The sequence below is a fragment of the Amycolatopsis sp. 195334CR genome (assembly GCF_017309385.1).
Taxonomy (GTDB): Bacteria; Actinomycetota; Actinomycetes; order Mycobacteriales; family Pseudonocardiaceae; genus Amycolatopsis.
In genome coordinates, this window is record NZ_JAFJMJ010000004.1 from 363,167 (window position 1) to 388,868 (window position 25,702).

Here is a 25,702-nt window from a genome sequence, read left to right on the forward strand (position 1 = left end):
TCCACTGCCGGGGGGTTGCGAAGCGGAACAGTGCTCCGTATGGTTAGTGGAGCAACGTTCCGTTTGCTCATGATGCCATGGAGGGCACCCTCATGCAGTACCGCACCTTGGGGCGCACCGGTGTGCAGGTCAGCACCCTCGCGCTCGGCGCGATGAACTTCGGTGCCATCGGCCGCACCGGCCAGGACGAGGCCACCGCCATCGTCGACACCGCGCTCGAAGCCGGGATCAACTTCGTCGACACGGCCGACATGTACGGCCAGGGCGAGTCCGAGGAGATCCTCGGCCGGGCCATCGCGGGCCGCCGCGACGACCTCGTGCTGGCCACGAAGGCGCACATGCCGATGGGCGAGGAGCGCAACCACCGCGGCACCTCGCGCCGCTGGCTGGTCACCGCGCTGGAGAACAGCCTGCGCCGGCTCGGCGTCGACCACGTCGACCTCTACCAGATGCACCGCTGGGACCCGGCGACCAGCGACGAGGAGACGCTGTCGGCGCTGACCGACCTGCGGCAGGCCGGGAAGATCCGCTACTTCGGCTCGTCGACCTTTCCCGCGTACCGGATCGTGCAGGCGCAGTGGACCGCGCGGGAGCGGCACCTCGGCCGGTACGTCACCGAGCAGCCGCCGTACTCGATCCTGCAGCGCGGGGTGGAGGCCCACGTGCTGCCGGTGACCGAGGAGTACGGCATGGGCGTGCTGGTGTGGAGCCCGCTGGCCTCGGGCTGGCTCTCCGGCGCGGTCCGCGAGGGCCAGGAGATCACCACCAACCGCTCGTCGGTGCTGCCCGAGCGCTTCGACCTCGGCAGGCCGTCCAACCGGGCCCGGCTCGACGCCGTGGAGCGCCTGGCCAAGGTCGCCGAGGCGGCCGGCCTGACGCTGATCCAGCTCGCGCTCGGCTTCACCACCGCGCACCCCGCGGTGACCAGCGCGATCATCGGCCCGCGCACGCTGGACCACCTGCGCTCGCAGCTCGCCGCCGCGGACACCGTGCTGTCCGCCGACGTGCTGGACGCCATCGACGAGATCGTCGCGCCGGGGACCGACCTCGCCCCGGACGAGAAGCACGACACCCCGCCCGCCCTGCTCGACCCGGCGCTGCGGCGGCGCCGATGACCGTCCACTTCGGAATCATGACCGCTCCGCAGCAGGTTGCCTACGCGGACGTGCTGCGGGTCTGGGCCGAGGCCGACACGATCCCCGAGATCGGGCACGCCTGGGTCTTCGACCACCTGATGCCGATCGGCGGCGACCCGGCCGGGCCGGTGCTCGAAGGCTGGACCCTGCTCTCCGCGCTGGCCGCGAGCACCCGGCGCCTGCGCCTCGGCGTGCTGGTCACCAGCAACCGGTTCCGCCCACCGGCGATGCTGGCGAAGATGGCCACCACGGTCGACCACGTTTCGGGCGGACGGCTCGACTTCGGCATCGGCGCCGGTTCGCGCCCGAGCCACCCGCTGGCCCGGCGCGAGTACGACGGGCACGGCCTGCCCTACCACGACGCCGCGCACGCGGTGGCGGCTTTGGCCGAGGCGTGGACGGTGATCCGTCGCTTGTGGACGGAGCAGGAGCCGTTCGACTTCGACGGCGAGCACGTCAAGCTGGCCGGGGCGTTCGGCAACCCGAAACCGGTGCAGCGCCCGCACCCGCCGATCATGATCGGCGGCCGGGCGGCGTCGACGCTGCGCGTGGTCGCCGAGCACGCCGATCTGTGGAACATCCCCGGTGGCGACATCGAGGACGCGCGTCAGCGCAGCGCGCTGCTGGACCGCTACTGCGCCGAGATCGGCCGCGACCCGGCCGAGATCACGCGCTCGATCTTCCTGCCGGTCTCCTACGAGCGCCCCGGCGAGACCCGGGCCGCGATCGCCGAGGCGACCGGGGCCGGGTTCGAGCACATCGTGCTGGGCCTGGCGGCTCCCTATCCCGCCGGGGTGGCGCGCTGGGTCGCCGACGAACTGATCACGAGCGCTGCGTAATACGCCGTATTACGGTTGGCGCACGTAGGTGAAAATCGCGGGGCTGCTACCGCGGTGCCGGGATGGTCGTCGCCGGAGGGCCGGGGATGTCGCGGTCGAGGACCGCCTCGGCCAGGTAGGGCTCGTCCTCCACGATCAGCACGCGCATGACCGGAGCTCAGGCGGCTCAGCCGATCGGTGGAGGCGGATCTCAGCCGTCCCGGTCCGGAGATCGGCCGATGTGCGCGCGGGCTGGGCGCGGAAGGGTGGGGGCACACCAGGCGGAGGGAGTGGGCGATGGGTCAGGGGCACGGGGTGAGCAGGCGGGTGCTGATCGCCGGAGCGGGGGCGGTGGCGGGAGCCGGGTTGGCCGGGCGGGCGGCCGCGGCGGTGGCGGCCCCCGCGACGGGGCCGGGTTCGGCGGCGGGTCCTGGTCTTGCAGCGGGGGCGGGGCCCGGTCTGGCAGCGGAGGCGGCGGGGGCGGACCCGGCATCGGCCGCGGGGGCGGGCGGGTTCGGGCCGGTGCGGATCCGGCCCGGTGATCCGCGGTACGAAAGCTTGTTGCGCGGCAACAACTTCCGCTTCGCCGGACGACCGGACGAGATCCGCGTCGCGGGTTCGGCCGAGCAGGTGGTGCGCGCGGTGACCGACGCCGTGCGGTCCGGGCGGCGGGTCGCACCACGCAGCGGTGGCCACTGCTTCGAGAACTTCACCGCCGACCCGGCGGTGAAACTGCTGCTCGACCTCTCCCCGATGGACGAGGTCGCCTACGACCCCGCGATGCGCGCGTTCTCCGTGCAACCGGGCGCCACGTTGGGCCAGGTGTACCGGACCCTGTTCAAGGGCTGGGGCGTGACCATCCCGGGCGGCAGCTGTCCCGCGGTCGGCGCGGGCGGGCACTTCGCGGGCGGCGGGTACGGGGCCCTCTCGCGGCGTTACGGCTCGGTGGTCGACCACCTGTACGCCGTCGAGGTGGTGGTGGCCGATCGCGACGGCGCCCGCGTGGTGGTGGCCACCCGCGAACCGGACGACCCGAACCCCGACCTGTGGTGGGCGCACACCGGGGGTGGCGGCGGCAACTTCGGGGTGGTCACCCGGTACTGGCTGCGGACCCCCGGCACCAGCGGGGACCCCTCCCGGCTGCTGCCCGCGTCGCCGGGCGAGATGCTCGAGTGCGTGCTCGCCTGGTCGTGGGAGGGCATGAGCGAGCAGGCGTTCACCACGCTCCTGCGCAACTTCGGCACTTGGCACGAGCACCACAGCGAACCGGGCGCGCGGGCCAACGGCATTTACGCGATCCTGCTGCTGACCCACCGCAGCAGCGGGTACTTCTCGCTGGCCGTGCAGATCGACGGCGGGCTGCCCGGCGCGGACGAGCTGGTCACCGAGTTCGTGGCCGCGCTGACCGCGGGCACCGGTGTCACCCCGATCGCCGACCTCCGGCGCCGGTTCTCCTGGCTGCACAAGCTGACCTGGCCGGGCACCGGCGAGTCCGGGAGCGCCGAAGCCCGCCGGTACAAGAACAAGGCCGCCTACTTCCGCCGGACGCCGACCGCCCCGCAGCTCGCCGCGATCCACCGCCACCTGACCAATCCCACCGGCCGGCCGGAGTCCGGCATGCTGCTGATCGGGTACGGCGGCCAGGTCCGCGCGGTGGCGCCGGAGGACACCGCGATCGCCCAGCGGGACGTGGTGATGAAGGCGGTCTACTTCACCTCGTGGGCCGACGAGGCGGACGACGCGGCGAACCTGACCTGGGTCCGCGAGTTCTACCGCGACGTGTACGCCGGAACCGGCGGGGTGCCGGTGCCCGGCGAGGTCGACGACGGCTCCTACATCAACTACCCGGACGTGGACCTTCTCGATCCGGCGTGGAACACCTCCGGCGTGCCGGGGCACACGCTGTACTACAAGGACAACTACCCGCGGTTGCGGCGGATCAAGGCAAGCTGGGACCCGCGCGGGGTGTTCGGGCACGCTCTGGGCGTCGAACCGCCCACGTGATCGGGGCGGCCGGGAGGAGCGCTGATGGACTGGGTGACCGGGGTGGTGCCGTACGCCCTGCTGGCCGCGCTGGCCGGGATGACGGTGGCGTTCCGGGTCCCGGACGGCGAGCCGGTGGTGGCGGACCTGGTGCTGTGCGCGCTGGTGGCGTTGTGGATCCTGTGCGTCCACACGCTGCGCCCCGGCTGGCGGGAACGCCCGCGGGTGATGGCGGTGTTCTTCACCGTGCTGGTGGCGCTCATGGCCGTGCTGGTGCTCCGGGCGCCGTGGTTCGGGTTCTTCAGCCCGGCCGGGTACCTCTTCGCGTTCCGGGTGCTGCGGTGGCCGTGGCGGCTGGCGGGGGTCGCGGCGGTGTCGGTGGTCGCGGGCACCGCCCAGGCGTACGGCGTGGACAAGAGCACGGCGCTCGGGTGGCTCGTCTACGCCGCCGTGGTGACCGCGAACGTGGTACCGCTGTGCCTGTTCGCGTGGTACGCCTGGCGCGACGACGAGCGCACCGCCGAACGGCTGCGGATGCTCGCGGAGAACGCCGCCCTGCACGAACGGCTGGTGGCGCGGGCGAAGGAGGCGGGTGTGCACGAGGAACGGCAGCGGATGGCACGCGAGATCCACGACACCCTGGCGCAGGGGCTGACCGGCATCATCAGCCAGCTCCGCGCGGCCGAGCAGGCCGTCGACGAGCCCGAGGTACTGCGGCGGCACCTGGGCACGGCGACCGGGCTGGCCAGGGAGAGCCTGACCGAGGCGCGGCGTTCGGTGGACGCGCTGCGCCCGGCGCCGCTGCGGGTGGCCCGGCTGGGCGAGGCGCTGGCGGACGTGGCCGAACGGTGGTCGGCGCGGCACGGGGTGCCGGTCCAGGTCACCACCACCGGTACCGTGCGGCCGGTGGGACCGGGGGCCGAGGACGCGCTGCTGCGGGCCGCGCAGGAGGCGCTGGCCAACGTGGCCAAGCACGCGCGGGCGGGCCGTGTCGGCGTCACGTTGTCCTATTTGGACACCGAGGTGGCGCTGGACGTGCGCGACGACGGCGGCGGGTTCGACCCGGCGCGGCGGGGGAGCGGGTTCGGGCTGATCGCCATGCGGCAGCGGATCGAGGGGCTGTCCGGCACGCTGCAGATCGAATCGGAACCCGGCGCGGGCGCCGGGATCTCGGCCAGGGTGCCGATCGGATGATCCGGCTGCTGATCGTGGACGACCACCCGGTGGTCCGGGACGGGCTGAGCAGCCTGTTCGGGCGGGACCCCGAGTTCGAGGTGGTGGGGGAGGCCGCGGACGGGGCCGAGGCGGTCCGGCTGGCCGGGGTGCTGCGGCCGGACGTGATCCTGATGGACCTGCGCATGCCGGGCGTGGACGGGGTGAGCGCGACCAGGGAACTGGCCGCCGCCGGCGCGCGCGTGCTGGTGCTGACCACGTACGACACCGACAGCCACGTGCTGCCCGCGATCGAGGCGGGCGCGACCGGTTACCTGCTCAAGGACGCGCCGCGCGACGAACTGCTGCGGGCGGTGCGGGCGACCGCGCGGGGTGAGCCGGTGCTCGCGCCGTCGGCGGTGGCGCTGCTGATGAACAAGGTGCGCTCGGCGAGCACGAGCCCGTTGTCCGCGCGCGAACTGGAGGTGCTGAGGCTGGTCGCGGCGGGCTCCACCAACCGCGAGGCGGCGGCGAAGCTGTTCATCACCGAGGCCACGGTGAAGTCCCACCTGCTCAACATCTACGGCAAGCTCGACGTCAGCGACCGCGCGGCGGCGGTGAACGAGGCCTTCAACCGCGGCCTGCTGGTGCCGAAGACGGCGGACTAGAGGCCCGCGTGCTGGGCGAGCGGGCGCCGCGCGATCCCGGCGTTGGTGTGGTCGTGGCCGAAGCAGGCCAGCACCTCGCTCCCGCCGAGGCAGCGCGCCGATCAGGTGGCGGGGCGCGGCGGGCGAAAGCACGGTGTGTGCCTGGCGGCCGCCACCCGGTTCCGCCGACGGAATGTCCTCAGTGGACTCCGGTGGTGTCGGCCAGTGCTTCGGCGAAGGCGTGGATGGTCGCCGTGGCGTGGTCCCGGTGCCAGACCAGGCCGAGCGCCGAGTCGGGCAGGCCGGTGACCGGCAGGTAGGCCAGCGCGGCCCGGCGGTGGTGCTCGGCGGTGGGCTGGCACAGCAGCATGGTGCCGCGCCTGGCCGCCGCCAGCGCCAGCCCCTCCTGCAGCGTGCTCACCTGGGGACCGGGCGGCACGGGCCGCCCGGCCGGGGTGCGTGCCGGTGCCTGGAACTCCCGCCAGTACGGAGGTGCCGGATCCTTGATGCCGATCAGGGCGCAGTCTGCCAGCTCCTTGGCCGTCACCGACGGGTGCGCGGCGAACGGGTGGCGCACGGACACCGCGAGCGTCTGCTGCCGCCGCGAGAACACCGGCCCCAGCACCAGTTCGGGTTCCTCCACCGGCAGCAGCACCACCGCGGCGTCGACCTCGTTCCGGTGCAGCGGCCCGAACGGATCGGCCAGCGGCACCTCCACCACCTCGGTGTCGCACCCGGGCCACCGGTCGGCGAACCGGTCGATCGCGGCCATCAGCTGGTCGTTGGCGCTGCCCTGGAACCCCAGCCGCAGGAGACCCCGCACCCCGCGCGCGGCGGCGGTGGTGTCGGCCACGGCCGCGCTCAGCTCGTCGTAGGCGGGCCGTGCCCTGGCCAGGAACTGCTCGCCCAGCGGGGTCAGCCGCACGCGGCGGCTGGTGCGTTCGACCAGGCGGGCGCCGATCCGGCTCTCCAGCGCGCGCAGCAGCTGGCTGACCCGGCTCTGCGAGAGGAACAGCCGTTCGCCGGTGCGGCCGAAGTGCAGTTCCTCGGCCAGCACGAGGAAGCACTCCAGCTCCCTGACCTCCAGCCCGCGCACGGCCACCTCCCGATCCATGAGCCAGCCTAATCGGCCGATGAGGGTTCGGTCGTTGTTCGGCCCCCGCCCGGCGGATTGGCTGGGCGCATGGCAGAACTGATGGACCCGCACCGCATGCGGTCGGGCTGGTTCGGCGTGGCGGCCACGGCCGCCGCGACGTTCACCGTGGTCACCTCGGAAATGCTGCCGGTCGGGCTGCTCACCCCGGTCGGCGCGGCGCTGGCGGTGAGCGAGGGCGTGGCCGGGTTGACGCTGACCGTCACCGGACTGGTGGCGGCGGTGTCGGCCCCGCTGCTGACCCCGGTGCTCGGCCGGCTGGACCGGCGGCTCGCGCTGGTCGCGCTGGTGCTGCTGCTGGCGGTGGGCAACCTCGCCTCGGCGTGGGCGCCGGGGTTCGGTGTGCTGGTGGTGGCGCGGGCGCTGGTCGGCGTCGGCATGGGCGGGGTGTGGGCGATCGCCGCCGGACTGGGCGCGCGGCTGGTGCCCGGGCGCCCGGCGGCCACGGCGGTGATCTTCAGCGGGATCGCGGTGGCCTCGGTGCTGGGCGTGCCGCTGGGCACCTACCTGGGCGAGCTGGCCGGGTGGCGGGCCGCGTTCGCGGTCGCGGGCGGGCTGGCGGTGGTGGTGGCGCTCGCGCTGGCGGTGCTGCTGCCGCGGTTGCCCGGCGAACCGGGCCCGCGGCTGGGCGGCGTGCTGCGGCTGGCGGCCGAGCGGCGGGTCGCCACCGGGCTGGCCGTGGTGGCGCTGCTGGTCACCGGGCACTTCGCCGCCTACACCTACGTGCGGCCGGTGCTGGAACAGGTGTCCGGGGTGAGCCCGGCGCTGCTCGGCACGCTGCTGCTGGGGTACGGGCTCGCCGGGGTGGTGGGCAACTTCGTGGCCGGGTGGGCGGTCGCGCGGTCCCCGCGCTGGACGCTGGTGGTGCTCGGCGGGGTGCTGGCGGGGACGGTGCTGCTGATCCCGTTGCTCGGTGCCGCGGCGGTGGGGTTGCTGCTGGTGTGGGGCCTGGCGTACGGCGGGGTGTCGGTGAGCACCCAGACGTGGCTGCTGGCGTCGGTGCCGCGGGCGAGGGAGGCGGGCTCGGCGTTGTTCGTCGGGGTGTTCAACGCGGCCATCGCGGCGGGGGCACTGGCGGGCGGGCGGATTGCCGACGCTCTGGGCGTGACCGCGGTGCTGTGGTTGGGCGGCGCACTGGCGATCGCCGCGGCGGTGGTCGCCGGACTGGGCCGGGCGCCGGAGTCGGGTGTGCTCAGGTGAGCAGGGCCTGACCCAGCGCGCTGCTGAGCCCGGCCGCGGTGAGTCCGATGAGGACACTCGCGATCGCCTTGCCCGCGGCGATCAGCGTGCCGCCAGTGCGGGCCAGGCGCAGCGTTTCGGCGGAGAAGGTGGAGTACGTGCTCAGCGTGGCGCACAGGCCGGGGCCGAGCAGGTGCTGCACCGCGACCGGTACGGCGGCGGTGGCCCCGGTGAGGAAGCCGAGGCCCGCGCACGCGAGCAGGTTCACCACGAAGGTGCCCCACGGCAGCGTGCCGCCGTGCCGCGTCCGCACGGCCCGGTCGATCAGGTAGCGCAGCGGAGCGCCCGCCAGCGCGCCGAGGATCACCATGAGCCAGTTCACCGGCGCACCACCAGCCGGGTCAGCGCGGCCGCCGCCCAGGTCGCGAACAGGGCGGCGGCCAGCGTGGCGGTGAGGTACAGCAGGGCCAGCGCGGGACGGCCGTCGTGCAGGAAGCGCTGGGCGTCGACCACGTAGGTGGAGAAGGTGGTGTACCCGCCGAGCACGCCGGTGCCGAGGAACGGCCGGGCCAGTCCGTGCTCGCCGGTGAACACCAGGAGCACGCCCATCGCGGCGCAGCCGGTGACGTTGATCCACACCGTGGTCCATATGCCGGGCCAGAGCTGGGAGGCGCCGAACCGCGCGCAGGCGCCGAGCACACCACCGGCGGCGATCACGGCGATGAGCTGGATTTCACGGGAAAGCACGAGCGGGCTCCTACCTGAACGACTACCGGATCAGATAGGGACCGTTGGCGGCCGGAGCCGCGGTTCCGGCGAGTCCCACCGCCGTGCTGCACCCCCAGGATACCGATCTTGCATAGTGGGGGAGCAGCGACCCCCCCCCGGGAACGAGGAGTGCGAGTGGCAGAGGTCAGTCCCGAAGTGCGGGCACGGGTGCAGGCCAGTTTCGACCGGCAGGGGCTGATGGCCCACCTCGGCGCGCGCCTGACCCGGATCGAGGAGGGCGTCGTGCACATCACGCTGCCCGCGCGGCCCGAGGTCACCCAGCAGCACGGCTACTTCCACGCCGGGGCCACCAGCGCGATCGCCGACACCGCGGGCGGGTTCGCCGGGTTCACCGTCTTCCCCGAGGACACCACGGTGCTCACCGTGGAGTACAAGATGAACCTGCTGGCCCCGGCGATCGGGGACCACCTGGAGGCGGTGGGCACGGTGCTCAAGCCCGGCCGCACGCTGACCATCTGCCGGCTGGAGGTGTTCGCCGTGCGGGACGGGCGATCGAAGCTGGTGGCGGCCGGCCAGCAGACGCTGATCCGCGTGGACGCGCGCCCGGAGCCCCCGGCCGGGTGACTGCGCTGGCCGTGGTCCCGATCGGCGGAGAGCATCGCGGGGGAGCCCGCCGCCGAGGAAGGACACGAGCCGTGCCGCTGATCCACCCGCGTGACGAGGAAGGCACCGGCCGGGACGAGGTCTCGGTCAACCCGGTGTTCGCCCGCGAACCGGTGCGCGTGCCGCGCGACCGGCTCCCGGACGGCGAGCTCGACGCGGACGTGGCTTACCAGCTGGTGCACGACGAGCTGATGCTCGACGGCAACGCCCGGCTCAACCTGGCCACCTTCGTCGGCACCTGGATGGACGACCAGGCCACCCGGCTGATGACCGAGTCGTTCAGCAAGAACATGATCGACAAGGACGAGTACCCGCGCACGGCCGAGCTGGAGCGGCGCTGCGTGCGCATGCTGGCCGACCTGTGGCACACCACCGGGGACGCGCCGGGGTGTTCGACGACGGGCTCCAGCGAGGCGTGCATGCTCGCCGGGCTCGCGCTCAAACGCCGCTGGCGGCACCGGAACCCGGGTGGTGCGCGGCCGAACCTGGTGATGGGCGCGAACGTGCAGGTGTGCTGGCACAAGTTCGCGAACTACTGGGACGTCGAGGCCCGCGTGGTGCCGATGTCCGGGGACCGCTTCCACCTCGACGCCGCTACCGCGGCCGAGCGGTGCGACGAGAACACCATCGGCGTGGTCGCCATCCTGGGGTCCACTTTCGACGGTAGCTACGAGCCGGTGGCGGAGATCTGCGCCGCGCTCGACCGGCTCCAGGAAGACCGTGGCTGGGACGTGCCGGTGCACGTCGACGGCGCGTCGGGGGCGATGGTCGCGCCCTTCTGCGACGAGGACCTCGTCTGGGACTTCCGCCTGCCGCGGGTCGCGTCGATCAACACCTCGGGGCACAAGTACGGGCTGGTGTACCCGGGCGTGGGCTGGGTCGTCTGGCGTGACGCGGAGGCGCTGCCGGAGGACCTGGTGTTCAAGGTGAACTACCTCGGCGGTGAGATGCCGACGTTCGCGCTGAACTTCTCCCGGCCGGGGGCGCAGATCGTGGCGCAGTACTACAACTTCCTCCGCCTCGGCCGGTCCGGGTACGCGCGGGTGCAGGGTTACTGCCGGGAGGTCGCCACGGAACTCGCGGCACGGATCGGCGCGCTCGCCCAGTACGAACTGATCACCGACGGCGGTGAGCTGCCGGTGTTCACCTTCACCGTGCGCGAGGACGCGGGGTTCTCGGTGTTCGACCTGTCGGCGGCGCTGCGCGAGCAGGGGTGGCTGGTGCCCGCGTACACCTTCCCGCCGGACCGGGAGGACCTTTCGGTGCTCCGGGTGGTGGTCCGGAACGGGTTCAGCCACGACCTGGCGGACCTGTTCTTCGACTCCCTGCGACAGGCCACGGCGGACCTGACCCGCACGGGCGGGATCGGCGCAGCCAAGCAGGCCTTCGCGCACGGAGCCGAACAACCGGGCTGAGTCCCGCGAAAAACCACTCGAACTGCCGCCGGTCATCGAGAACACTGACCCGATGCGAACGAATCCCGCCGACGTCGGCGGGCGTTGAGGCGGGACGATGTCGGGTACCTGCCAGACGGCACAGCCGCCGGACGCGTCTTTTGGTGACGCACCTGGTTCACCGGCCCGGGGTGCAGCAGGGGGCGAGCTAGTGCCGTGAATGTGGCTTTCACGGCCGATTCCGCAGTGAAAGCCACATTCACGGCATCCCTGGGTGCGTCGACGGGAACCTCGCCAAGTTCGGGCAGCACGAGGACCTGCGCGAGTTCCTGCTCGGCACCGGCGAGCGGGTGCTCGTGGAAGCCAGTCCCCTCGACGACGTGTGGGGGATCGGCCTGGCCCACGACCACCCGGACGCGGCGGAACCGGCGCGCTGGCCGGGGTCGAACCTGCTCGGCTTCGCCCTCGGGGAGGTGCGGGCGAGGCTCACCCGGTGACGCGGTAGGTCACCAGCGATCGGGGCGGCACGGTGGCCGTGAACTTCCCGCCGTCCACCTGGATCGGGGGCTGAGCCGCGGTGTCGCTGGTGGCGCCGGTGACGTACGGGACGGCGGTGCCGCTGACGATCCCGGTGTTCGGCAGCGCGTAGGTCATCGGGACCGGACTGGCCGCCGAGTTCAGCGCGACCACCGCCAGCGAGCCGTCCGGGTTGCGGAAGGCGGACAGCGCGAGGTTCTGCTCACCCGTCGTGGCCCCGATCCGCGTGGCGCCCGGGCGGATGAACCGGCTGTAGTTCGCCAGCGCCCACAGCCGTTTCGACACCCGGTAGCCGTCGCCGTTCATCTGGATCAGGCCCCGCGTGGTCCCCACCGAGGCGCCGTACCAGTACACGTACCCCGCCGTGTTGCCGGTGGTGAGCGCGGTGTGCACGGCCTTGGCGACGGTGAACCCGTCGTACCCGCTGCCGTCGTCCCAGTTCTCGTTCCACGTCGTCCCGTTGGGCGACCACTCCGACATCCACGTCCGCCGGGAGGTCGGCAGCGGGCCGGTGACCTGGCTCGCGTAGGTGTGCCCGGTGTGCGTCGACACGAGCCCGCGCGCCACCGGATCGGCCTCGATCGCGGCGGTGTAGTCGCGCTGGTGGGTCCAGCCGAACGAGTCGCAGCAGGCGAGCTTGAGCCCGGCCTTCGCCGCGATCGGACCGGCGACCTTGGTGAACTCGACCGCCTGGGCCGGGGTGAACCGCATGGACGAATACGTGGCGGTGTAGTCCGGTTCGTTGGTGAACCCGAGATCGGTGATCCGGATGCCTTCCCCCGCGTAGAACTCCGCGTACTTGACCAGGTAGTTCGCGTACGCCGTGCGCCAGTCGCCGCAGGCGGTGCCGGACAGGCCGCACAGCGTGCCGCCGTTGGCCTCGTCGCCGTTGGTCTTCATGTACCCGGGCGCGCTCCAGGCGTTGGCGTAGAAGCGATCCACGCCGTACGCCTTGGCCTCACGCGCCAGCCACACCTGGCTTTCGTCGCTGCCGTCCCAGACGTACTCCGGGGGCGCGCCCGGCCCGCCGGGGTCGACCGGCTGGATCGACCCGGCGGGCGTGGACACGATGTGCAGGCGCAGGATGGACAGCGCCGCGCCGTCGCCCGAGAGCAGCAGGTCGAGGATCTCCCGCTGCCGCTGCTCGGACAACCCCTCCGACCCGCGCATGATCTCGGCCCGGCCGAACGCCTCGGAGAAGCCGAACCCGTCGATCGGCTGGTGCCGCCGGGCACCGTCGACGACCGCGGCGGTCTGCGCGGTGGCGGGGGACACCCCGACCGCGGCGAGCACCGTCAACACCACGAGCGCGAGCCGGAACATGTCGGATCCTCTCAGCCGATGGCGAAACTCGGATGCGGTGGCTGGTTGTACGCGGTGTTCTGCCACGCGACCGCCACCCGGTACTGCCGGTCCTGCATCAGCGACGGGCGGCTGATGCTGGTGCTGTCGGTGGTGGAGTAGACCCGCAGGGCGCGGTTGTCCGACGTGCGCCAGACGACCTCCTCGCGCCAGTCGCCGAGGATGTCGGCGGACAGCGCGGGCGTGGCCTTGGACCCGTTGTTCGACGCGACCCCGGAACCGGTCAGCAGCCGGGTGTCCCCGCCGGTGCCGTACTTGTCGATGTGCGTGCCGTCGAGCAGTTCGCGCTGCGCGTCGCCGTCCCACCAGATGACGAAGTTGGTGGACCCGGGTTTGCGGGCCGAGACCTGGTTCCCGTTGGTACCGCTGCGAAGTCCGGCGACCGAGGACGACCACGCCTCGGCGCCGGGGTTGCCCGCCCAGATGTCCGCGGCCACCGCGCGGCCGTTGTCGCAGCCGCAGGAGGGCGCGCTCCAGATGATCTGCCCGGTGCGCGCGTTACCCATCCAGTGCGTGGGTTCGCTGGTCCACTCCGAAGGCTTGAACACCTCCAGCCCGGAGCGGGACGGGATGAAGTCGCCGACGTGGTAGGCGTCGCCGTGGTGGGTGTTGTTCTGCCACAGCCCCCAGCCGTTGTCGTCGATCGCCATCGAGCCGTACAGGATCTCGTCGCGGCCGTCGGCGTCCACGTCGGCGACGGAGAGCTGGTGGTTGCCCTTGCCGGTCCACGCCGCGCCGTTGGTCGACGAGTTGGAGTCGAAGGTCCACCGCCGGGTCAGCTGCCCGTTGCGGAAGTCCCAGGCGACGACCACCGACCGGGTGTAGTAACCGCGGGCCATGATGATGCTCGGCCGGGACCCGTCCACGTAGGCGGTGCCGGCCAGGAACCGGTCGACCCGGTTGCCGTAGTCGTCGCCCCAGGACGCCACGTTCCCGCGCGGGGGCACGTAGTCCGCGGTGGCCAGCACGGCGCCGTCCGTGCCGCGGAAGACCGAGAGGAACTCGGGTCCGGTGAGGATGTACCCGCCGGAGTTGCGGTGGTCGGCGCTCGCGTTGCCGATCACCTGGCCGGTACCGGACCGCGTGCCGTCGGCGGTTTTCACCGCCACCTCGGCGCGGCCGTCGCCGTCGTAGTCGAACACCTGGAACTGCGTGTAGTGCGCGCCCGCCCGGATGTTGCGGCCGAGGTCGATGCGCCACAATCGGGTGCCGTTGAGCTTGTAGGCGTCCAGATAGGTGTTGCCGGTGTATCCGGACTGCGAGTTGTCCTTGGCGTTGCTGGGATCCCACTTCAGCACGAACTCGTACTGGCCGTCGCCGTCGAGGTCGCCGACGCTCGCGTCGTTGGCGGAGTAGGTGTAGTTCTCGCCGGACGGCGTGGTGCCGCCGGGCGGGATCTGCAGCGGCACGTCCATGCTCGACGCCATCGGGAAGGCGAGTGACTCCTCGGCCGCGGCGGTGCGCTGCTCGGCGCCGTGCACCACCGGGTGCACGGTGTAGGCGGCCGATGCCGGGGCGCCCGCGTCGAGGAAGCTCGTCGCGCCGGTGACCTGGGCGACGAGTTCGCCACCGCGGTAGAGGTTGAAGGCGGTGCCCGCCGGATCGCCGGCGAGCAGGCGCCAGCTGACGAAGTTGCCCTGCTCGGTGCGGACGCTGATCAGCCCGCGGCCGAGCTTCTCGGCGACGGACCCGGCGGCTGGTGCGGCCTCGTCCGGTGCGGCTTGGTTTGGTGCGGCTTGGGCCGGAGCGGCCTGATCCGGTGCGGCTTGGAGCGGTGCGGCTTGGGCCGGTGCGCTGAACAGGGCACCGAACAGGCTGAGCGCCGCACCCAGGGTGGCGGCGCGAGGGGTTCGTGGCATGGGCTGAACTCCGAATCGCAAGGGGGCAGGAATCGGGTTCGGCTCCGCCGCCGGAAACAGAGCCAGGTACTGGGAGCGCTCACAAAGCACTCGCGAAATTGGTACACCCGCCCTGGCGCGGGTGTCAATGTCCGGATGTGGCCACGGTCTGTCTATTTCGGACCGGAACGGAGAATGGTGTGCAGTTCCGCGGCGACGCGCTCGTGCCCGAACACCGGGAAGCCGAGCCGCCCGGCGGTGCGCTCGGCGAGCCGCCGGTAGAGGGTCACCGTGGCCAGCAGGGCCCGCTCGGTCTCCGGCGCGCCGAAGCCGGACCAGCACTGCTCCAGTTCGGCCTGCACGTCCTCGTCCATCCACGCGCGCAGGCGCGTGCCGAGGTAGCGGGTGTCGAAGGCGGGACCGTAGCGGGCGCGGTGGTCCCACTCGATCATGCGCAGGAGCTCTTCCTTCAGGTCCTGGTCACGCAGTTTCGCCGACCACGGCTCGTCGCGCACGATCGCCTTGGCCGTCATCAGGGCCGCCGCCCACGCCCAGTGGACCGACTCGTCGAACTCCTCACGCGACGGCGCCGCCACCTCCTCGGGCACCAGCGAGGTGGTGGCGGCGCTGCCGTCCTTGTCGAGCAACACAGTATACGACCGGTCGTACGTTTTGTTCTCCAGCGCACCGGCGGGCAGCAGGGTGAAGTCGATCTTGCCGCCGGCGTAGTAGACGAGCCGGGTGGGGTTGCCGTCGCCGTCCTCGAGACGTTCGACCACGAGGACTTCGCCGAGTCCCGCCCACCACGACTCGTCGTCCAGCAGTGCCGCGGGATCGGTGGTGAACACCTGGACGTCCCGGTCGGACAGCGGGTGGGCCGAACCCGCCGCGGCCGACCCGGTCAGGACCAGCGTCCGCACCTCCCGGCGTCCCTCGGCCCAGGAAACCAGTGCGGAAAGCGCCTGCCCGTAGTCCATGCCGGTGATCATCACACGAGCGCGGTCACCGGCTCAGGTGGTGTGCCACTGCTGGTCGGCCGCCCCGACGCAGTCCCACATCACCACCGAAGCCCCGTTCCACCGGTTCTTGTTCGGGATGCTCAGGCACTGGTTGCTGATCCGGTTCCGCAGCTGGCTGCCGTCCCAGAACCACCGCTGCTGCGGCGCACTGAGGCAGTCGTACAGCCCGACCGCGGCGCCCGCGGTGCCGTTCGACCCCCGGACGTCCAGGCACTGCCCCGGGTTCAGGTCGCTGACCAGGTTCTCCCCGCGCCACGACCAGCGCTGCTGCGCCCAGCCGCCGCAGTCCCACATGTGCACCATCGCACCCTTGTTCGGGTTGGCGTCGGCGACGTTGAGGCACCGGTTGTTCATGTTCGACGCGATCATGAACCCGACCAGCTCCTCGGCCGGACCGGCCGACGCCGACGCCGTCACCGCGGCCCCACCGCCCACCAGCACCGCCGCCGCCACTGCCGCCCCGATCTTCGCCGCTCTGTTCACTTCGTTCCCCCTGTCCTCGGTTGATGCCTGATCAGCTTCGCCGCCGCGGCGCGCCGGGTGTATCCCGAAACCTGGGGATTGCGCGGGCGGCGGCACAATGGCCGCATGGAGATCTGGCACAACCCGCGGTGCACCAAGTCGAGGGCGGCGAAGAAGGCGCTGGACGAGGCGGGCACCGGCTACACCGAGCGCCGCTACCTGGACAGCCCGCCGACGGCCGCGGAGCTGACCGAGGTGCTCACCAAGCTGGGCCAGGAACCCTGGGAGATCACCCGCACCAAGGAACCGGTGGCCAAGGACCTCGGCCTCGGCGACCTGCCGCGCGACGCGGCGAACCGCGGCCGGTGGATCGAACTGCTGGCCGAGCACCCGGTGCTGATCCAGCGCCCCATCCTGATCGACGGCGACACCGCCGTCGTCGGCCGTGACGAGGACTCCCTGCGCGAGATCCTCTAACGCCCGCCCACCGGACCGGTGCTCGATCGCACCAGCAGCTCGGGGTCGGCGGTTTTGAGCTGCGTAGGGGCGTCGCCGGGGGAGCGGAGCAGCAGGTCCACCGCGGCGGCCCCGCGCTCGGCGGTCGGGCGGCGGACCGCGGTCAGCGCGGGCCGCACCAGGCGGCACAGGGCCGAGTCGTCCCAGGCCACCACGGACAACCGCCCCGGCACGTCCAAGTCCAGTTCGCGGGCCACCCCGAGGGCGGCCACCGCCATCACGTCGTTGTCGAACACCAGCGCCGTCGGCGCGCCCCGCCCGGTGAGCAGCCGCCGGGTGATGCGGGCGGCGGCGTCGCCGGAGTAGTCCGCCGCGGTGATCACCCGGGCATCGGGCAACTCGGCGGTGGCGGCCCGGAACGCCGCCGACCGCCGCCGCGTGTGCACGAACTCGGGCGGGCCCGCGACCCTGGCGATCTCCCGGTGCCCCAGCGCCGCGAGGTAGTCGACGACGAAGGCCATCGCCTTCTCGTCGTCGGTCCACACCGACGACAGCCCCAGCTCGGCCTGCGGCTCGCCGAGCACCACCGCGGGCAGGCCGAGCTCCTTGACCAGCGCCACCCGGGGATCGTCGACGAGCAGGTCGACCAGCAGGATGCCGTCCACCCGCCGCTCGGCCCACCACCGCCGGTAGATGGCCAGCTGGGCCTCGGCCTGGTCGGTGACCTGGAGCAGCAGGGAGGTCGGCCCGCCGGCCAGCGCGGCCTGGATACCGGAGATCAGCTGCATGAAGTACGGCTCGATGCCGAGCACCCGGGCCGGGCGGTCCACCACCAGCCCGATCGCCCCGGCCGGGCCGCCGGAGAGCACGCGCGCGGCGGTGTGGGGCAGCCAGCCGAGCGAGGCGGCGACCTCGTGCACGCGGCGGCGGGTGGCCTCGGAAACCCCGCGCCGGTTGTTCAGCGCGTAGGACACCGCGCCGGTGGACACCCCGGCGGCCCTGGCGATGTCGGCGATGGTCGGGCGTTTGGTCGGCACCGGTGTGCTCCTCACGGGTCGGGCCGGGCGGTGCTGTGGCGGACCACCAGGCGCGGCAGGCTTTCCGGCCGGGTGGCGACCGGCTGCCCGCCGACGTGCTGGAGCAGCAGTCGCGCGGCGTGCGCCCCATAGGCGGCGACGTCCCGGGAGACGGCGGTGAGCGCGGGCCGCGCCAGTTCGCACAGCGCGGAGTCATCCCAGGCGACCAGCGACAGGCCGCCGGGCACGGCCAGCCCGCTTCGCGTGGCCACGCCCAGCGCGACGACGGCCAGCACGTCGCTGTCGCAGATGATCGCGGTCGGCCGGGGACGCCGGTCGAGCAGCCGCCGGGCGGCCGCGGCGCCCTCGTCCCCGCCGTAGTCGGTGTTGATCACCACGCCGGGTGGCAGGCGGTGCCGCTGCAGCGCGTGGGTCATCGCGGCGGTGCGCGTGGCGGTGTGCCGCAGCCGCGCCGGTCCGGCGATCCTGGCGATCCGCCGGTGCCCGAGGGTGACCAGGTGGTCGACCACGGTGTGCATGGTGGTCGTGTCGTCGCTCCACAACCCCGGCAGCGGGCCGAGCCCGTCGGGGCCGCCGAGCACCAGTGCGGGCAGCCCGCAGCGGGCCAGTTCGGTCACCCGCTCGTCGGGCGCGGCCAGGTCGAGCACGAGCACCCCGTCCACGTGCGCCCCGGTCCACCAGCGGCGGTAGGTGCTGATCTCCTCGCGGTGATCGCGGACCACCTGCAGCCGCAGCGCCACCTTCCGGCGGCCCAGCTCGGCCTCCACCCCGGACACCAGCGCCATCATGAACGGTTCGAGCGCGAGGAACCGCGCCGGCCGGGCCAGCACCAGCCCGACCGCGTCCGCGCGGGTGACCCGGCCCCCGCGGGTGATGCCGTACGGCCGCCAGCCGAGTTCGCCGGCGATGCGCACGATCCGGCGCCGCGTCGACGCCGAAACGCCGGTGCGGCCGTTGAGCGCGTAGGACACCGCGCCCTTGGACACCCCCGCCTCGCGGGCGATGTCCGCCATCGTCGGGCGCCGCGTCACGACCGGGCCGGCTGGCTTCGGCTCGCGAGCACGTCGTTGACGCATCTCAGCACGGGCCGGGTGGTGAACGCCGCGGGCTCGGCCCCGGCGCCGTGGCGGATCTCGAACTCCGCCGACTCGCCGGGCAGCAGGGTGAGCAAAGCGTTGTCCACCAGGGCATCCGGCTCCACGCGATCGGCGAACAGGCACAGGTCCCGCAGCAGCGAGCGGGTCCGTACGGTGACCACCGTGCCGTGCGCGCCCGCCCGCGCCGACGCGGTGAAGTCGGGTTCGGGGTAGGCCAGCGCGCGGTCGTTGGCGAAGAACCACAGCGCCCGTTCGCCTCCCGCGGTCACCACGACCAGCTCCCGCGCGGGGTCGTCCGCCTGCGAAACGTTGGTGGGCAAGGGAACCCGGCCGACCGAGCGCGCGGCGACGCCGAACGCCGAGTCCGACCGGGCCAGCACCTCACCGGTGAAGGACATCCGCTCGATCTGGACCTGGCCGTCCCAAGCCGCGTCCGTGTCGTTGAGCACGGCGACGATCAGTCCGTTCTCGTCCGGTTGGATCGTCAAGCCTCGATCCCGATGGGCCTCCCGCAGCGCGTACCACAGGAGCTTGCGGCGGCCCGCGCTGTCGATCGCCGACCAGCTCATCGACGGCCAGCAGTCGTTGAGCTGCCACACCACCGTGCCCGTGCACCGCGGCCACAGCGAGCGGAAGTGCTCGACGCCGAGCCGGAGCGCGCGAGCCTGGTTGAGCTGGGCGAGGTAGTGCCAGTCGTCGTCATCGGTGACCTCGCCGAAGTGCTCGGCCAGGCCGCGCGCGAGCTTGTCCCCGCCGTCGATCGCCTTCTGGTGCGCGCGCACGGCGGGGGAGTCCGGGGCCAGCGCGCCGAAACCGTCGACGGCGGTGCGGTGCGCGGGCGGGCCCTGGTAGCCGAACTCCGCCACGAACCGGGGCCGGTAGGCGCGGTAGTCGCCGTAGTCGCGGTCGTTCCAGACGTCCCAGATGTGGATGGGCCCGTGGTCGGGATCGTTCGGATGCCGCGCCGGATCACCGGAATACGGGCTGCCCGGCCAGTACGGGCGGGTCGGGTCGAGGCGCGCGACCACCTCCGGCAGCGTGCCGAAGTAGTACCCGGCTCCCCAGCTGCGGTCGCCGAGGCTGTCCCGCCAGCCCCAGTCCCGGTGGCCCCAGATGTTCTCGTTGTTCCCGTTCCACAGCACCAGGCTCGGGTGCCAGGCCAGCCGCCGGACGGCTTCCTCGGCTTCCGCGCGCACCTCACCGCCGAGCGGTTCCTCCTCGGGGTAGGCGGCGCAGGCGAAGAGGAAGTCCTGCCACACCAGCAGTCCGCGCTCGTCGGCCGCGTCGTAGAAGGCCTCGCTCTCGTAGATCCCGCCGCCCCACACACGCACCAGGTTGACCCCGGCCGCGCACGCCTGGTCGAGGCGGGCCGCGTAGCGCTCGGGGGTGATCCTGGGGAAGAACACGTCGTCGGGGATCCAGTTCACGCCACGCACCAGGATCGGTTCGCCGTTGACGCGGAAGGTGAACGGGGTGCCGTGCTCGTCGGGGGTGGTGTCGAGTTCGACGGTCCGGAAGCCGATCCGCTTGTCCCAGGTTTCCAGGACTTCGGTGCCCGCCAGCAGTTCGAGGCGGAGGTCGTAGCGCGGTTGTGCGCCGTGTCCGCGCGGCCACCACAGTTCGGCGTGCGCCACGGCCAGCTCGACGACCACTCCGGACTGTCCTGAAGGGATGGTCACGGTCTGGTGTGCTTCCCCGATCCGCGCGGTGGCAAGGAGTTCTTGGTCGCCGGTGCGTTCGACGCCGACGTGCAGCTTCACCCGGCCGGTGCCGTCCGGCCCGACGGTGACCTCCGGGCGGACTTCGGCCAGCCGGGCGGTGTGCCACCGGTGGACCCGGATCGGGCGCCAGATGCCGCAGGTGGTGAACGCCGGGCCCCAGTCCCAGCCGAAGTTGCACGCGGCCTTGCGGATGAACTGGTACGGCATCGGGTACGCGCCGGGCCGGTCACCCAGTTCGTCCCGCATCCGCTGGGCGTGGGCCAGGGCCGGGTGGAAGGTCACCGTGAGCTCGTTGGCGCCCGCACGCAGCGCGGGACGCAGGTCGAACCGGTGGGTCCGGTGCATGTTCGCCGCCGAGCCGACGGAAATCCCGTTGAGCGCGAGGTCGGCGACGGTGTCCAGCCCTTCGCACACCAGGTCCATCCGCTCGTCCGGCTCGGTGACGAGGAAGGTGCAGGAGTAGTGCCAGTCCGTCTCGCCGATCCAGGCGAGTTCCGCCTCCCGGTCCCCGATCAGCGGGTCCGGGATCAACCCGGCGGCCAGCAGGTCGGTGTGCACCGTGCCGGGTACCGCGGCCGGGATCGGCCCCACCGCCGCCGACCGCACGCGCCAGCCGTCCATCCGCGTCTCCGTTCTCCTCGAAGGTCATTTGGTCGCGCCGGTGGCGAAACCACGGTAGATCCACCGCTGCAGCAACAGGAAAACGACGAGCGTGGGCAGCACCACGATGATCACGCCCGCGGAGATGACCTCCCACTGCGCGCTGAACGGCCCCTTGAACCGGAACAGCGAGGTGGAGATGACCCCGAGCTCGCGCGAGGGCATGTACAGGAAGGGGATGTAGAACTCGTTGTAGATGGCGATGCCCTTGATGATCACCACGGTGGCGATCGCGGGCTTGAGCAGCGGCAGGATGATCCGCCAGTAGACGCCGAGCCGGGAGGCGCCGTCGAGCGCGGCCGCCTCGTCCAGCTCCCGCGGGATCGAGCGCATGAACTGCAGGAAGATGTAGATCGAGACGATGTCGGTGCCCATGAACAGGGCGATCGCGGCGGCACGCGTGTCGAACAGGCCCAGCCGGTTGACCACCTGGAAGGTCGCCACCTGCGTGGTCACGCTCGGCACCAGCGTCGCCAGCAGGAACAGGAACAACACCGCCCGGCGGAACCGGAAGCGGAACCGGTCGACCGCGTAGGCGGCCATCGAGCCGATGAGCACCGTGCCCGCGACCGAGACCACCAGGATGAGCACGGTGTTGGCGAAGGCACCCACCATGCCGCCGTCGACCAGCGCGGTGGCGTAGTTGCTGAAGTTGAGCCAGTCCTGCGGCGGGGTGAACGGGCCGGTGCCGCGGAACTCCGCGTCCTGCTTGAGCGAACCGAGGAAGATCACCACCAGCGGCACCAGCATCACCAGGCACGCCAGCACCAGCGAGGCGTACGACACCACGCCACCGTCCCGCCGCCTCATGCCCGGACCTCGTTCTCCGGCACCAGCCGCCGCTGCACCCAGGTGATCAGCAGGATCAGCACCAGCAGCACCACCGCCATCGCCGAGGCCAGCCCCACCTTGCCGAACTTGAACGCCAGGTCGATGGTCTGGATGACGAAGGTCCGGCTGCCGTTGGCGCCGCCGGTCATGATGTACGGGATCTCGAACACCGACAGCGAGCCCGCGATGGCCAGGATCGCGGTCAGCCCGACGATGTTGCGGATGCTGGGCAGGATGATGTGCCGGAACCGCTGCCACCGGCCCGCCCCGTCCAGTTCCGCCGCCTCGAACAGGCTCGGCGGGATCGACTGGATGGCGCCGAGGAACAGCACGAAGTTCAGGCCGAGGTACCGCCACACCGAGACCCCGGCGAGCGAGTAGTTCACCGTGTCCGGGTCGCCGAGCCACGGGTGCCCGTCCAGGCCCGCCAGCGACAGCAGCGAGTCGAGTGTCCCTTCCGGACGGAAGAAGTAGAGGAAGACGAAGCCGATCGCCACGCCGTTGATCAGGTACGGGAAGAAGAGCACGCCCTTGAACAGGTTCGCGAACCGGATCCGGAAGCTCAGCACGGTGGCGAAGTACAGCGCGAGCACCAGCTGCACGAAGGCCGCGCCGAAGTAGTACAGGCTGACCAGCAGCACGTCGGCCAGTTCGCCGCGCCCGGCGATCTCCGAGTAGTTGTCCGCGCCGACGAACTCCGGGTTCGGGCTCAGCCCGTCCCAGTCGGTGACGCTGTAGAAGAACATGCTCACCACGGGCACGTAGGTGAACAATGCGAGCAGGACCAGCGGCGCGAGCAGGAACAGCCACGGGGTGGCCCGGCCGCGCCGCGTCCGTGTGGTGCTCAGGAGGTCACCTGCGACCTGGCCTCGGCCCAGCGCCGGTTGAGGTCGTCGAAGACGTCCTGTTTGGACTGCCCGTTCGCGCCGCGGGCGGCGTCGATCAGCGTCTGGCGGTAGGTGGGCTGGTAGAGCCCGATCTCGGCGGTCTTGTCGATCATCTTGGCCACCGGTTCCCGGCTGCGGTCCAGTTCGAAGTAGGTCACGCCGTGGCTGGTGAATTCGTCGAGGATGGCCGGGTCCGGGCCGCCGAGCAGGGGTGTGAACCCGCCCTGACTGGCGGCGTATCCGGACTGGTCGGCGAACCAGTCGACCCACGCCCTGGCCGCGTCCTTGTTCCGGGAGTGCACGCTGACCGCGTTCTTGTAGTCACCGGCGATGGCCGAGTGGAACCGCCCGCCCACCTGGCTGGGGAAGGGCAGGTAACCGAGGTCGTCCGGGGTGGCGGCGAGTTCGCGGACCTGGGTCAGCGCCCACGAACCGAGCATCATCGTGGCGATCTTTCCCTCGCCGATCGCCTTCTTGGAGGTCTCCCAGTCGGTGGTGGTCGGGTCCTCCTCGGTCAGTTTTCCCGCCACCGCGTCGAAAAGCAGCGTGTCGATGGTTTCCTGGGGCGTGCCGGGCGTCCACGGCGCGTCGGCCGCGGCCATCGTGGTGATCACGTCGGGCTGCCCGGCCACCGAGGCCCGCAGGTCCTCCCACTGCGCGAGCGGCCAGCCGTTGCGGTAGTTGGTGTAGAGCGGGATCGCGTCGGTCTTGTCCTTGATGGCGCGCAACGCGTCGAGGAACTGGGCGGGCGTCCTGGGCGGCGCGGTGATCCCGGCCTGCTGCCAGATCCTCTTGTTGTAGACGAAGCCGAAGGCGTTGCCGGTGATGGCGAGCCCGTACGCCTTGCCCTCGTGGGTTTGTTCCGGGATGAACCGGTACTTCTTCGCCAGTTCCCCGGCATCACCGAGCGGTTCGAAGTACGACGGCAGCTGTTCGCGGGTGATCGACTCCGGGATCAGCAGGACGTCGCCGTAGTCCTGGCTGCTCATCCGGATCTTGACCTCACCCTCGTAGTCGGTGATGCCCTGGAAGGTCACCTTCACCTCGGGGTGGACCTTGGCGAACTCCCGCTTGTACTGCTCGAACACGGTGTCCACCAGGTCGGTGCGCTGGGTGAGCACGGTGATCTCGCCGTCGATCCGGCCGTCCGCGCCCGCGTCGCCGGAGGCCGAGCAGCCGCTGAACGCGATGAGGCCGGCGGTGGCGAGAACCAGGGTCCTACTTCTCAGCTTCATCGTTTTCGCTCCTCGGCGAGCTGGTGATGAGTGGCGAAAACGCTACGCGCGGCGAAGTTAAGCGGTCAAGCAATCATCTCCGCAGCGCGCCGAACATCGAGCTGTATGACGCATCTACCCTGGTAAAGCGCTCGTGGAGATTCGACTGAACGGACTTAACCGCTCAAGTTCCACTGAACTGTTTAAGTGAGGTACCGGGTGAACATGGCCACCAGTTCGTTCTCCAGCCGCGTGGTGTCGATGGACGCGGGCGCGGCGATGAGCTGGTGCACGACGAGTTCCACGGTGGACACCACCAGCCGCGCGGCGGTCTCCTTGTCGGCCACCTTGACCTCGGGATGCCGCTCGAGGAGGTCGTGCACGAACGCGACCCGTTCCCGTTCGTACGCACCGATCTTCTCCAGCAGTTCGGCCGACCGCGGTGCCTGTTCGAGCATCACCCGCAGCAGTTGCGGGTCGTCGAGGTGGTTGTCGATCACCGCCCGGACGAACAGCCGGAAGATCTGCTCGATCGACCCGGGCAGCTCACCGTTCTGGTGGCGCTCGACGGCCTCCCGCCCGGCGTCGAGGTGCCGGGTCACCAACTCCAGCAGGATCGCGTCCTTGTTCGGGTAGTACTGGTACAGCGAACCGATCGAGACCCGGGCCCGCTCGGCGATCCGGTTGGTGGTGCCCGCGGCGTACCCGTGCTCGCCGAAAACGTGAGCAGCCGCGAGCAGGATGCGCTGCCGGGTCAGCTCGGCGCGGACCTGCCGGGGCTGTTTGCGCGGGTGGAGCCGCTGCCGCTCGGATGTCACCGCTACCTCCTCCAAAGCCGGGAAAAGCGAGTTTCCGGCAAACCGAATGATTGCTCATAATTATGCCATCACCTGCGCAAACACTCGCTGAACCGGAGCTTGGATGCTGCCCAAGGTACGACTGCCCCATACCCGCAGAATGATCACGCTGGAGGTGCTGGGAACCACCAGGACGACCGCGAACTTCACCACCGTCACCCTCGGCGGCCCCGAGCTGGAGCACTTCCGGCCCACCGGCGACGACCAGACCGTCCGACTGTTCTTCCCGCGCGAGGGTCAGGACGGCCTGCGCATGCCGACGCTGAACAACGAGGCGTGGATGGCCGAAGTCCTGCTGCTGCCCAAATCCCGGCGGCCATGGGTCCGCAACTTCACCATCCGGCGGTCCCGGCCCGAAGCGGGGGAGGTGGACATCGAATTCGCGCTGCACGCCGGTTCCCCGGCTTCGTCATGGGCGACGCAAGCCCGGCCCGGCGATCCGGCGGGCATCTTCGACATGGGCGTGTCCTACCTGCCACCGGACGGGGTCGGCGGGCAGTTGCTGGCGGGCGACGAAAGCGCGTTGCCCGCCATCCTGGCGATTCTGGAGAACGCGCCGGATTCGCTGGCCGCCGAGGTGTTCCTGGAGGTGCCCGAGACCGCGGACATCCGCCACGACGTGGTCAAACCGGAAGGCGTGCGGGTGCACTGGCTGCCCAGGAACGACCGCACGGCCCGGCCCGGCGGCCTGGCGCTGGAAACCGTCACGAAGGCGGAGTTGCCCTCGGGCCGGTGCTACGCGTGGCTGGCCGGGGAGGCGAAGCTGCCCACCGGGGTGCGGCGCCACCTGGTGAACGAACGCGGGTGGCCGAAGCAGGACATCGCCTTCTACGGCTACTGGCGGTACGGCCGGGCGAGCCCCGGCTGAGC

25 protein-coding genes are annotated in these 25,702 nt (G+C 71.6%); 11 read left to right on the plus strand and 14 right to left on the minus strand.

Annotation, left to right across the window (positions count from 1 at the left end; translation table 11 throughout):
• Nucleotides 1-92 precede the first annotated feature (92 nt).
• The 5 genes from JYK18_RS45465 to JYK18_RS45485 all read left to right on the plus strand — a co-directional run bounded on the left by JYK18_RS45465 (nt 93) and on the right by JYK18_RS45485 (nt 5,757).
• Nucleotides 93-1,115, plus strand: a complete 1,023-nt coding sequence (locus JYK18_RS45465; protein WP_206810823.1) for an aldo/keto reductase — start codon at nt 93-95, stop codon at nt 1,113-1,115.
• Nucleotides 1,112-1,975 (plus strand): LLM class flavin-dependent oxidoreductase, encoded by an 864-nt coding sequence (locus JYK18_RS45470; protein ID WP_206810521.1) that lies wholly within the window; start codon nt 1,112-1,114, stop codon nt 1,973-1,975. The genes JYK18_RS45465 and JYK18_RS45470 overlap by 4 nt, the downstream gene beginning before the upstream one ends.
• A 276-nt stretch (nt 1,976-2,251) precedes the next feature.
• Complete coding sequence (locus tag JYK18_RS45475; RefSeq protein ID WP_206810522.1) at nt 2,252-3,958, plus strand: FAD-binding oxidoreductase; 1,707 nt, start codon at nt 2,252-2,254, stop codon at nt 3,956-3,958.
• A gap of 24 nt (nt 3,959-3,982) precedes the next feature.
• Nucleotides 3,983-5,131: a sensor histidine kinase gene (locus tag JYK18_RS45480; protein ID WP_206810523.1), complete on the plus strand. Its 1,149-nt coding sequence runs from the start codon at nt 3,983-3,985 to the stop codon at nt 5,129-5,131.
• On the plus strand, nt 5,128-5,757 hold the full coding sequence (locus tag JYK18_RS45485) for a response regulator transcription factor (RefSeq protein ID WP_206810524.1): 630 nt from the start codon (nt 5,128-5,130) through the stop codon (nt 5,755-5,757). The genes JYK18_RS45480 and JYK18_RS45485 overlap by 4 nt, the downstream gene beginning before the upstream one ends.
• A gap of 178 nt (nt 5,758-5,935) precedes the next feature.
• Here JYK18_RS45485 and JYK18_RS45490 read toward each other — a convergent pair whose 3' ends face one another.
• On the minus strand, nt 5,936-6,850 hold the full coding sequence (locus JYK18_RS45490; RefSeq protein ID WP_242584608.1) for a LysR family transcriptional regulator: 915 nt from the start codon (nt 6,848-6,850) through the stop codon (nt 5,936-5,938).
• Between the two features lie 69 nt (nt 6,851-6,919).
• On the opposite strand from JYK18_RS45490, the gene JYK18_RS45495 reads away from it, so the two are divergent.
• Complete coding sequence (locus JYK18_RS45495; RefSeq protein WP_242584609.1) at nt 6,920-8,089, plus strand: MFS transporter; 1,170 nt, start codon at nt 6,920-6,922, stop codon at nt 8,087-8,089.
• Here JYK18_RS45495 and JYK18_RS45500 read toward each other — a convergent pair.
• Nucleotides 8,082-8,450: a CrcB family protein gene (locus tag JYK18_RS45500; protein ID WP_206810525.1), complete on the minus strand. Its 369-nt coding sequence runs from the start codon at nt 8,448-8,450 to the stop codon at nt 8,082-8,084. The genes JYK18_RS45495 and JYK18_RS45500 overlap by 8 nt on opposite strands.
• Nucleotides 8,447-8,815 (minus strand): CrcB family protein, encoded by a 369-nt coding sequence (locus JYK18_RS45505; RefSeq protein ID WP_307796372.1) that lies wholly within the window; start codon nt 8,813-8,815, stop codon nt 8,447-8,449. Before JYK18_RS45505 ends, JYK18_RS45500 begins: the two co-directional genes overlap by 4 nt.
• Before the next feature lie 156 nt (nt 8,816-8,971).
• Between JYK18_RS45505 and JYK18_RS45510 the strand changes: the two genes are divergently transcribed.
• The 3 genes from JYK18_RS45510 (at nt 8,972) to JYK18_RS45520 (ending at nt 11,351) form a co-directional block, all read left to right on the plus strand.
• On the plus strand, nt 8,972-9,421 hold the full coding sequence (locus JYK18_RS45510; RefSeq protein ID WP_206810526.1) for a PaaI family thioesterase: 450 nt from the start codon (nt 8,972-8,974) through the stop codon (nt 9,419-9,421).
• Between the two features lie 71 nt (nt 9,422-9,492).
• The gene (locus JYK18_RS45515; protein ID WP_206810528.1) at nt 9,493-10,875 is read left to right on the plus strand and encodes a glutamate decarboxylase; all 1,383 of its coding nucleotides are present in this window, start codon (nt 9,493-9,495) and stop codon (nt 10,873-10,875) included.
• 245 nt (nt 10,876-11,120) lie between these two features.
• Entirely contained in the window at nt 11,121-11,351 is a 231-nt protein-coding gene (locus JYK18_RS45520; protein ID WP_374195135.1) for an NADAR family protein, read from the plus strand.
• On the opposite strand, the gene JYK18_RS45525 is transcribed toward JYK18_RS45520, so the two are convergent.
• The 4 genes from JYK18_RS45525 to JYK18_RS45540 all read right to left on the minus strand — a co-directional run bounded on the left by JYK18_RS45525 (nt 11,341) and on the right by JYK18_RS45540 (nt 16,093).
• The gene (locus JYK18_RS45525; protein ID WP_206810531.1) at nt 11,341-12,714 is read right to left on the minus strand and encodes a glycoside hydrolase family 30 beta sandwich domain-containing protein; all 1,374 of its coding nucleotides are present in this window, start codon (nt 12,712-12,714) and stop codon (nt 11,341-11,343) included. The genes JYK18_RS45520 and JYK18_RS45525 overlap by 11 nt on opposite strands.
• Before the next feature lie 11 nt (nt 12,715-12,725).
• The gene (locus JYK18_RS45530) at nt 12,726-14,612 is read right to left on the minus strand and encodes a rhamnogalacturonan lyase (RefSeq protein WP_206810534.1); all 1,887 of its coding nucleotides are present in this window, start codon (nt 14,610-14,612) and stop codon (nt 12,726-12,728) included.
• A gap of 152 nt (nt 14,613-14,764) precedes the next feature.
• Complete coding sequence (locus tag JYK18_RS45535; RefSeq protein ID WP_206810535.1) at nt 14,765-15,568, minus strand: aminoglycoside 6-adenylyltransferase; 804 nt, start codon at nt 15,566-15,568, stop codon at nt 14,765-14,767.
• A 33-nt stretch (nt 15,569-15,601) separates the two neighbouring features.
• Nucleotides 15,602-16,093: an RICIN domain-containing protein gene (locus JYK18_RS45540; RefSeq protein WP_206810536.1), complete on the minus strand. Its 492-nt coding sequence runs from the start codon at nt 16,091-16,093 to the stop codon at nt 15,602-15,604.
• Nucleotides 16,094-16,198: 105 nt separating this feature from the next.
• Here JYK18_RS45540 and JYK18_RS45545 point away from each other — a divergent pair, with 105 nt between their 5' ends.
• Nucleotides 16,199-16,549, plus strand: a complete 351-nt coding sequence (locus tag JYK18_RS45545; RefSeq protein ID WP_206810537.1) for an arsenate reductase family protein — start codon at nt 16,199-16,201, stop codon at nt 16,547-16,549.
• Here the strand turns inward: JYK18_RS45545 and JYK18_RS45550 are convergent.
• From JYK18_RS45550 to JYK18_RS45580, 7 genes are all read right to left on the minus strand, one after another.
• On the minus strand, nt 16,546-17,565 hold the full coding sequence (locus JYK18_RS45550) for a LacI family DNA-binding transcriptional regulator (protein ID WP_206810538.1): 1,020 nt from the start codon (nt 17,563-17,565) through the stop codon (nt 16,546-16,548). The two genes, JYK18_RS45545 and JYK18_RS45550, sit on opposite strands and share 4 nt — an antisense overlap.
• An 11-nt stretch (nt 17,566-17,576) precedes the next feature.
• Nucleotides 17,577-18,596 carry a LacI family DNA-binding transcriptional regulator gene (locus JYK18_RS45555; protein WP_307796373.1) on the minus strand — a complete coding sequence of 340 codons (1,020 nt, stop codon included), beginning with the start codon at nt 18,594-18,596 and terminating at the stop codon, nt 17,577-17,579.
• On the minus strand, nt 18,593-21,004 hold the full coding sequence (locus JYK18_RS45560; protein ID WP_206810540.1) for a glycoside hydrolase family 2 protein: 2,412 nt from the start codon (nt 21,002-21,004) through the stop codon (nt 18,593-18,595). Before JYK18_RS45560 ends, JYK18_RS45555 begins: the two co-directional genes overlap by 4 nt.
• 24 nt (nt 21,005-21,028) lie before the next feature.
• On the minus strand, nt 21,029-21,853 hold the full coding sequence (locus JYK18_RS45565; protein WP_206810542.1) for a carbohydrate ABC transporter permease: 825 nt from the start codon (nt 21,851-21,853) through the stop codon (nt 21,029-21,031).
• Nucleotides 21,850-22,635 (minus strand): carbohydrate ABC transporter permease, encoded by a 786-nt coding sequence (locus JYK18_RS45570; RefSeq protein ID WP_206810543.1) that lies wholly within the window; start codon nt 22,633-22,635, stop codon nt 21,850-21,852. Before JYK18_RS45570 ends, JYK18_RS45565 begins: the two co-directional genes overlap by 4 nt.
• 83 nt (nt 22,636-22,718) lie before the next feature.
• Complete coding sequence (locus JYK18_RS45575) at nt 22,719-23,996, minus strand: ABC transporter substrate-binding protein (RefSeq protein ID WP_206810544.1); 1,278 nt, start codon at nt 23,994-23,996, stop codon at nt 22,719-22,721.
• A gap of 182 nt (nt 23,997-24,178) precedes the next feature.
• Complete coding sequence (locus tag JYK18_RS45580) at nt 24,179-24,793, minus strand: TetR/AcrR family transcriptional regulator (protein ID WP_206810545.1); 615 nt, start codon at nt 24,791-24,793, stop codon at nt 24,179-24,181.
• 139 nt (nt 24,794-24,932) lie between these two features.
• Between JYK18_RS45580 and JYK18_RS45585 the strand changes: the two genes are divergently transcribed.
• Nucleotides 24,933-25,700: a siderophore-interacting protein gene (locus JYK18_RS45585; protein WP_242584610.1), complete on the plus strand. Its 768-nt coding sequence runs from the start codon at nt 24,933-24,935 to the stop codon at nt 25,698-25,700.
• Nucleotides 25,701-25,702: the final 2 nt, after the last annotated feature.

What these genes read in the sequence shown, in the direction of transcription:
- JYK18_RS45560 (WP_206810540.1), bottom strand. Translation starts at nt 21,004, where the DNA reads ATGGACGGCTGGCGCGTGCGGTCGGCGGCGGTGGGGCCGATCCCGGCC.
- JYK18_RS45485 (WP_206810524.1), top strand. Translation starts at nt 5,128, where the DNA reads ATGATCCGGCTGCTGATCGTGGACGACCACCCGGTGGTCCGGGACGGG.
- JYK18_RS45530 (WP_206810534.1), bottom strand. Translation starts at nt 14,612, where the DNA reads ATGCCACGAACCCCTCGCGCCGCCACCCTGGGTGCGGCGCTCAGCCTG.
- JYK18_RS45480 (WP_206810523.1), top strand. Translation starts at nt 3,983, where the DNA reads ATGGACTGGGTGACCGGGGTGGTGCCGTACGCCCTGCTGGCCGCGCTG.
- JYK18_RS45465 (WP_206810823.1), top strand. Translation starts at nt 93, where the DNA reads ATGCAGTACCGCACCTTGGGGCGCACCGGTGTGCAGGTCAGCACCCTC.
- JYK18_RS45525 (WP_206810531.1), bottom strand. Translation starts at nt 12,714, where the DNA reads ATGTTCCGGCTCGCGCTCGTGGTGTTGACGGTGCTCGCCGCGGTCGGG.
- JYK18_RS45490 (WP_242584608.1), bottom strand. Translation starts at nt 6,850, where the DNA reads ATGGATCGGGAGGTGGCCGTGCGCGGGCTGGAGGTCAGGGAGCTGGAG.
- JYK18_RS45585 (WP_242584610.1), top strand. Translation starts at nt 24,933, where the DNA reads ATGATCACGCTGGAGGTGCTGGGAACCACCAGGACGACCGCGAACTTC.
- JYK18_RS45545 (WP_206810537.1), top strand. Translation starts at nt 16,199, where the DNA reads ATGGAGATCTGGCACAACCCGCGGTGCACCAAGTCGAGGGCGGCGAAG.
- JYK18_RS45575 (WP_206810544.1), bottom strand. Translation starts at nt 23,996, where the DNA reads ATGAAGCTGAGAAGTAGGACCCTGGTTCTCGCCACCGCCGGCCTCATC.
- JYK18_RS45470 (WP_206810521.1), top strand. Translation starts at nt 1,112, where the DNA reads ATGACCGTCCACTTCGGAATCATGACCGCTCCGCAGCAGGTTGCCTAC.
- JYK18_RS45535 (WP_206810535.1), bottom strand. Translation starts at nt 15,568, where the DNA reads ATGGACTACGGGCAGGCGCTTTCCGCACTGGTTTCCTGGGCCGAGGGA.
- JYK18_RS45495 (WP_242584609.1), top strand. Translation starts at nt 6,920, where the DNA reads ATGGCAGAACTGATGGACCCGCACCGCATGCGGTCGGGCTGGTTCGGC.
- JYK18_RS45475 (WP_206810522.1), top strand. Translation starts at nt 2,252, where the DNA reads ATGGGTCAGGGGCACGGGGTGAGCAGGCGGGTGCTGATCGCCGGAGCG.
- JYK18_RS45565 (WP_206810542.1), bottom strand. Translation starts at nt 21,853, where the DNA reads ATGAGGCGGCGGGACGGTGGCGTGGTGTCGTACGCCTCGCTGGTGCTG.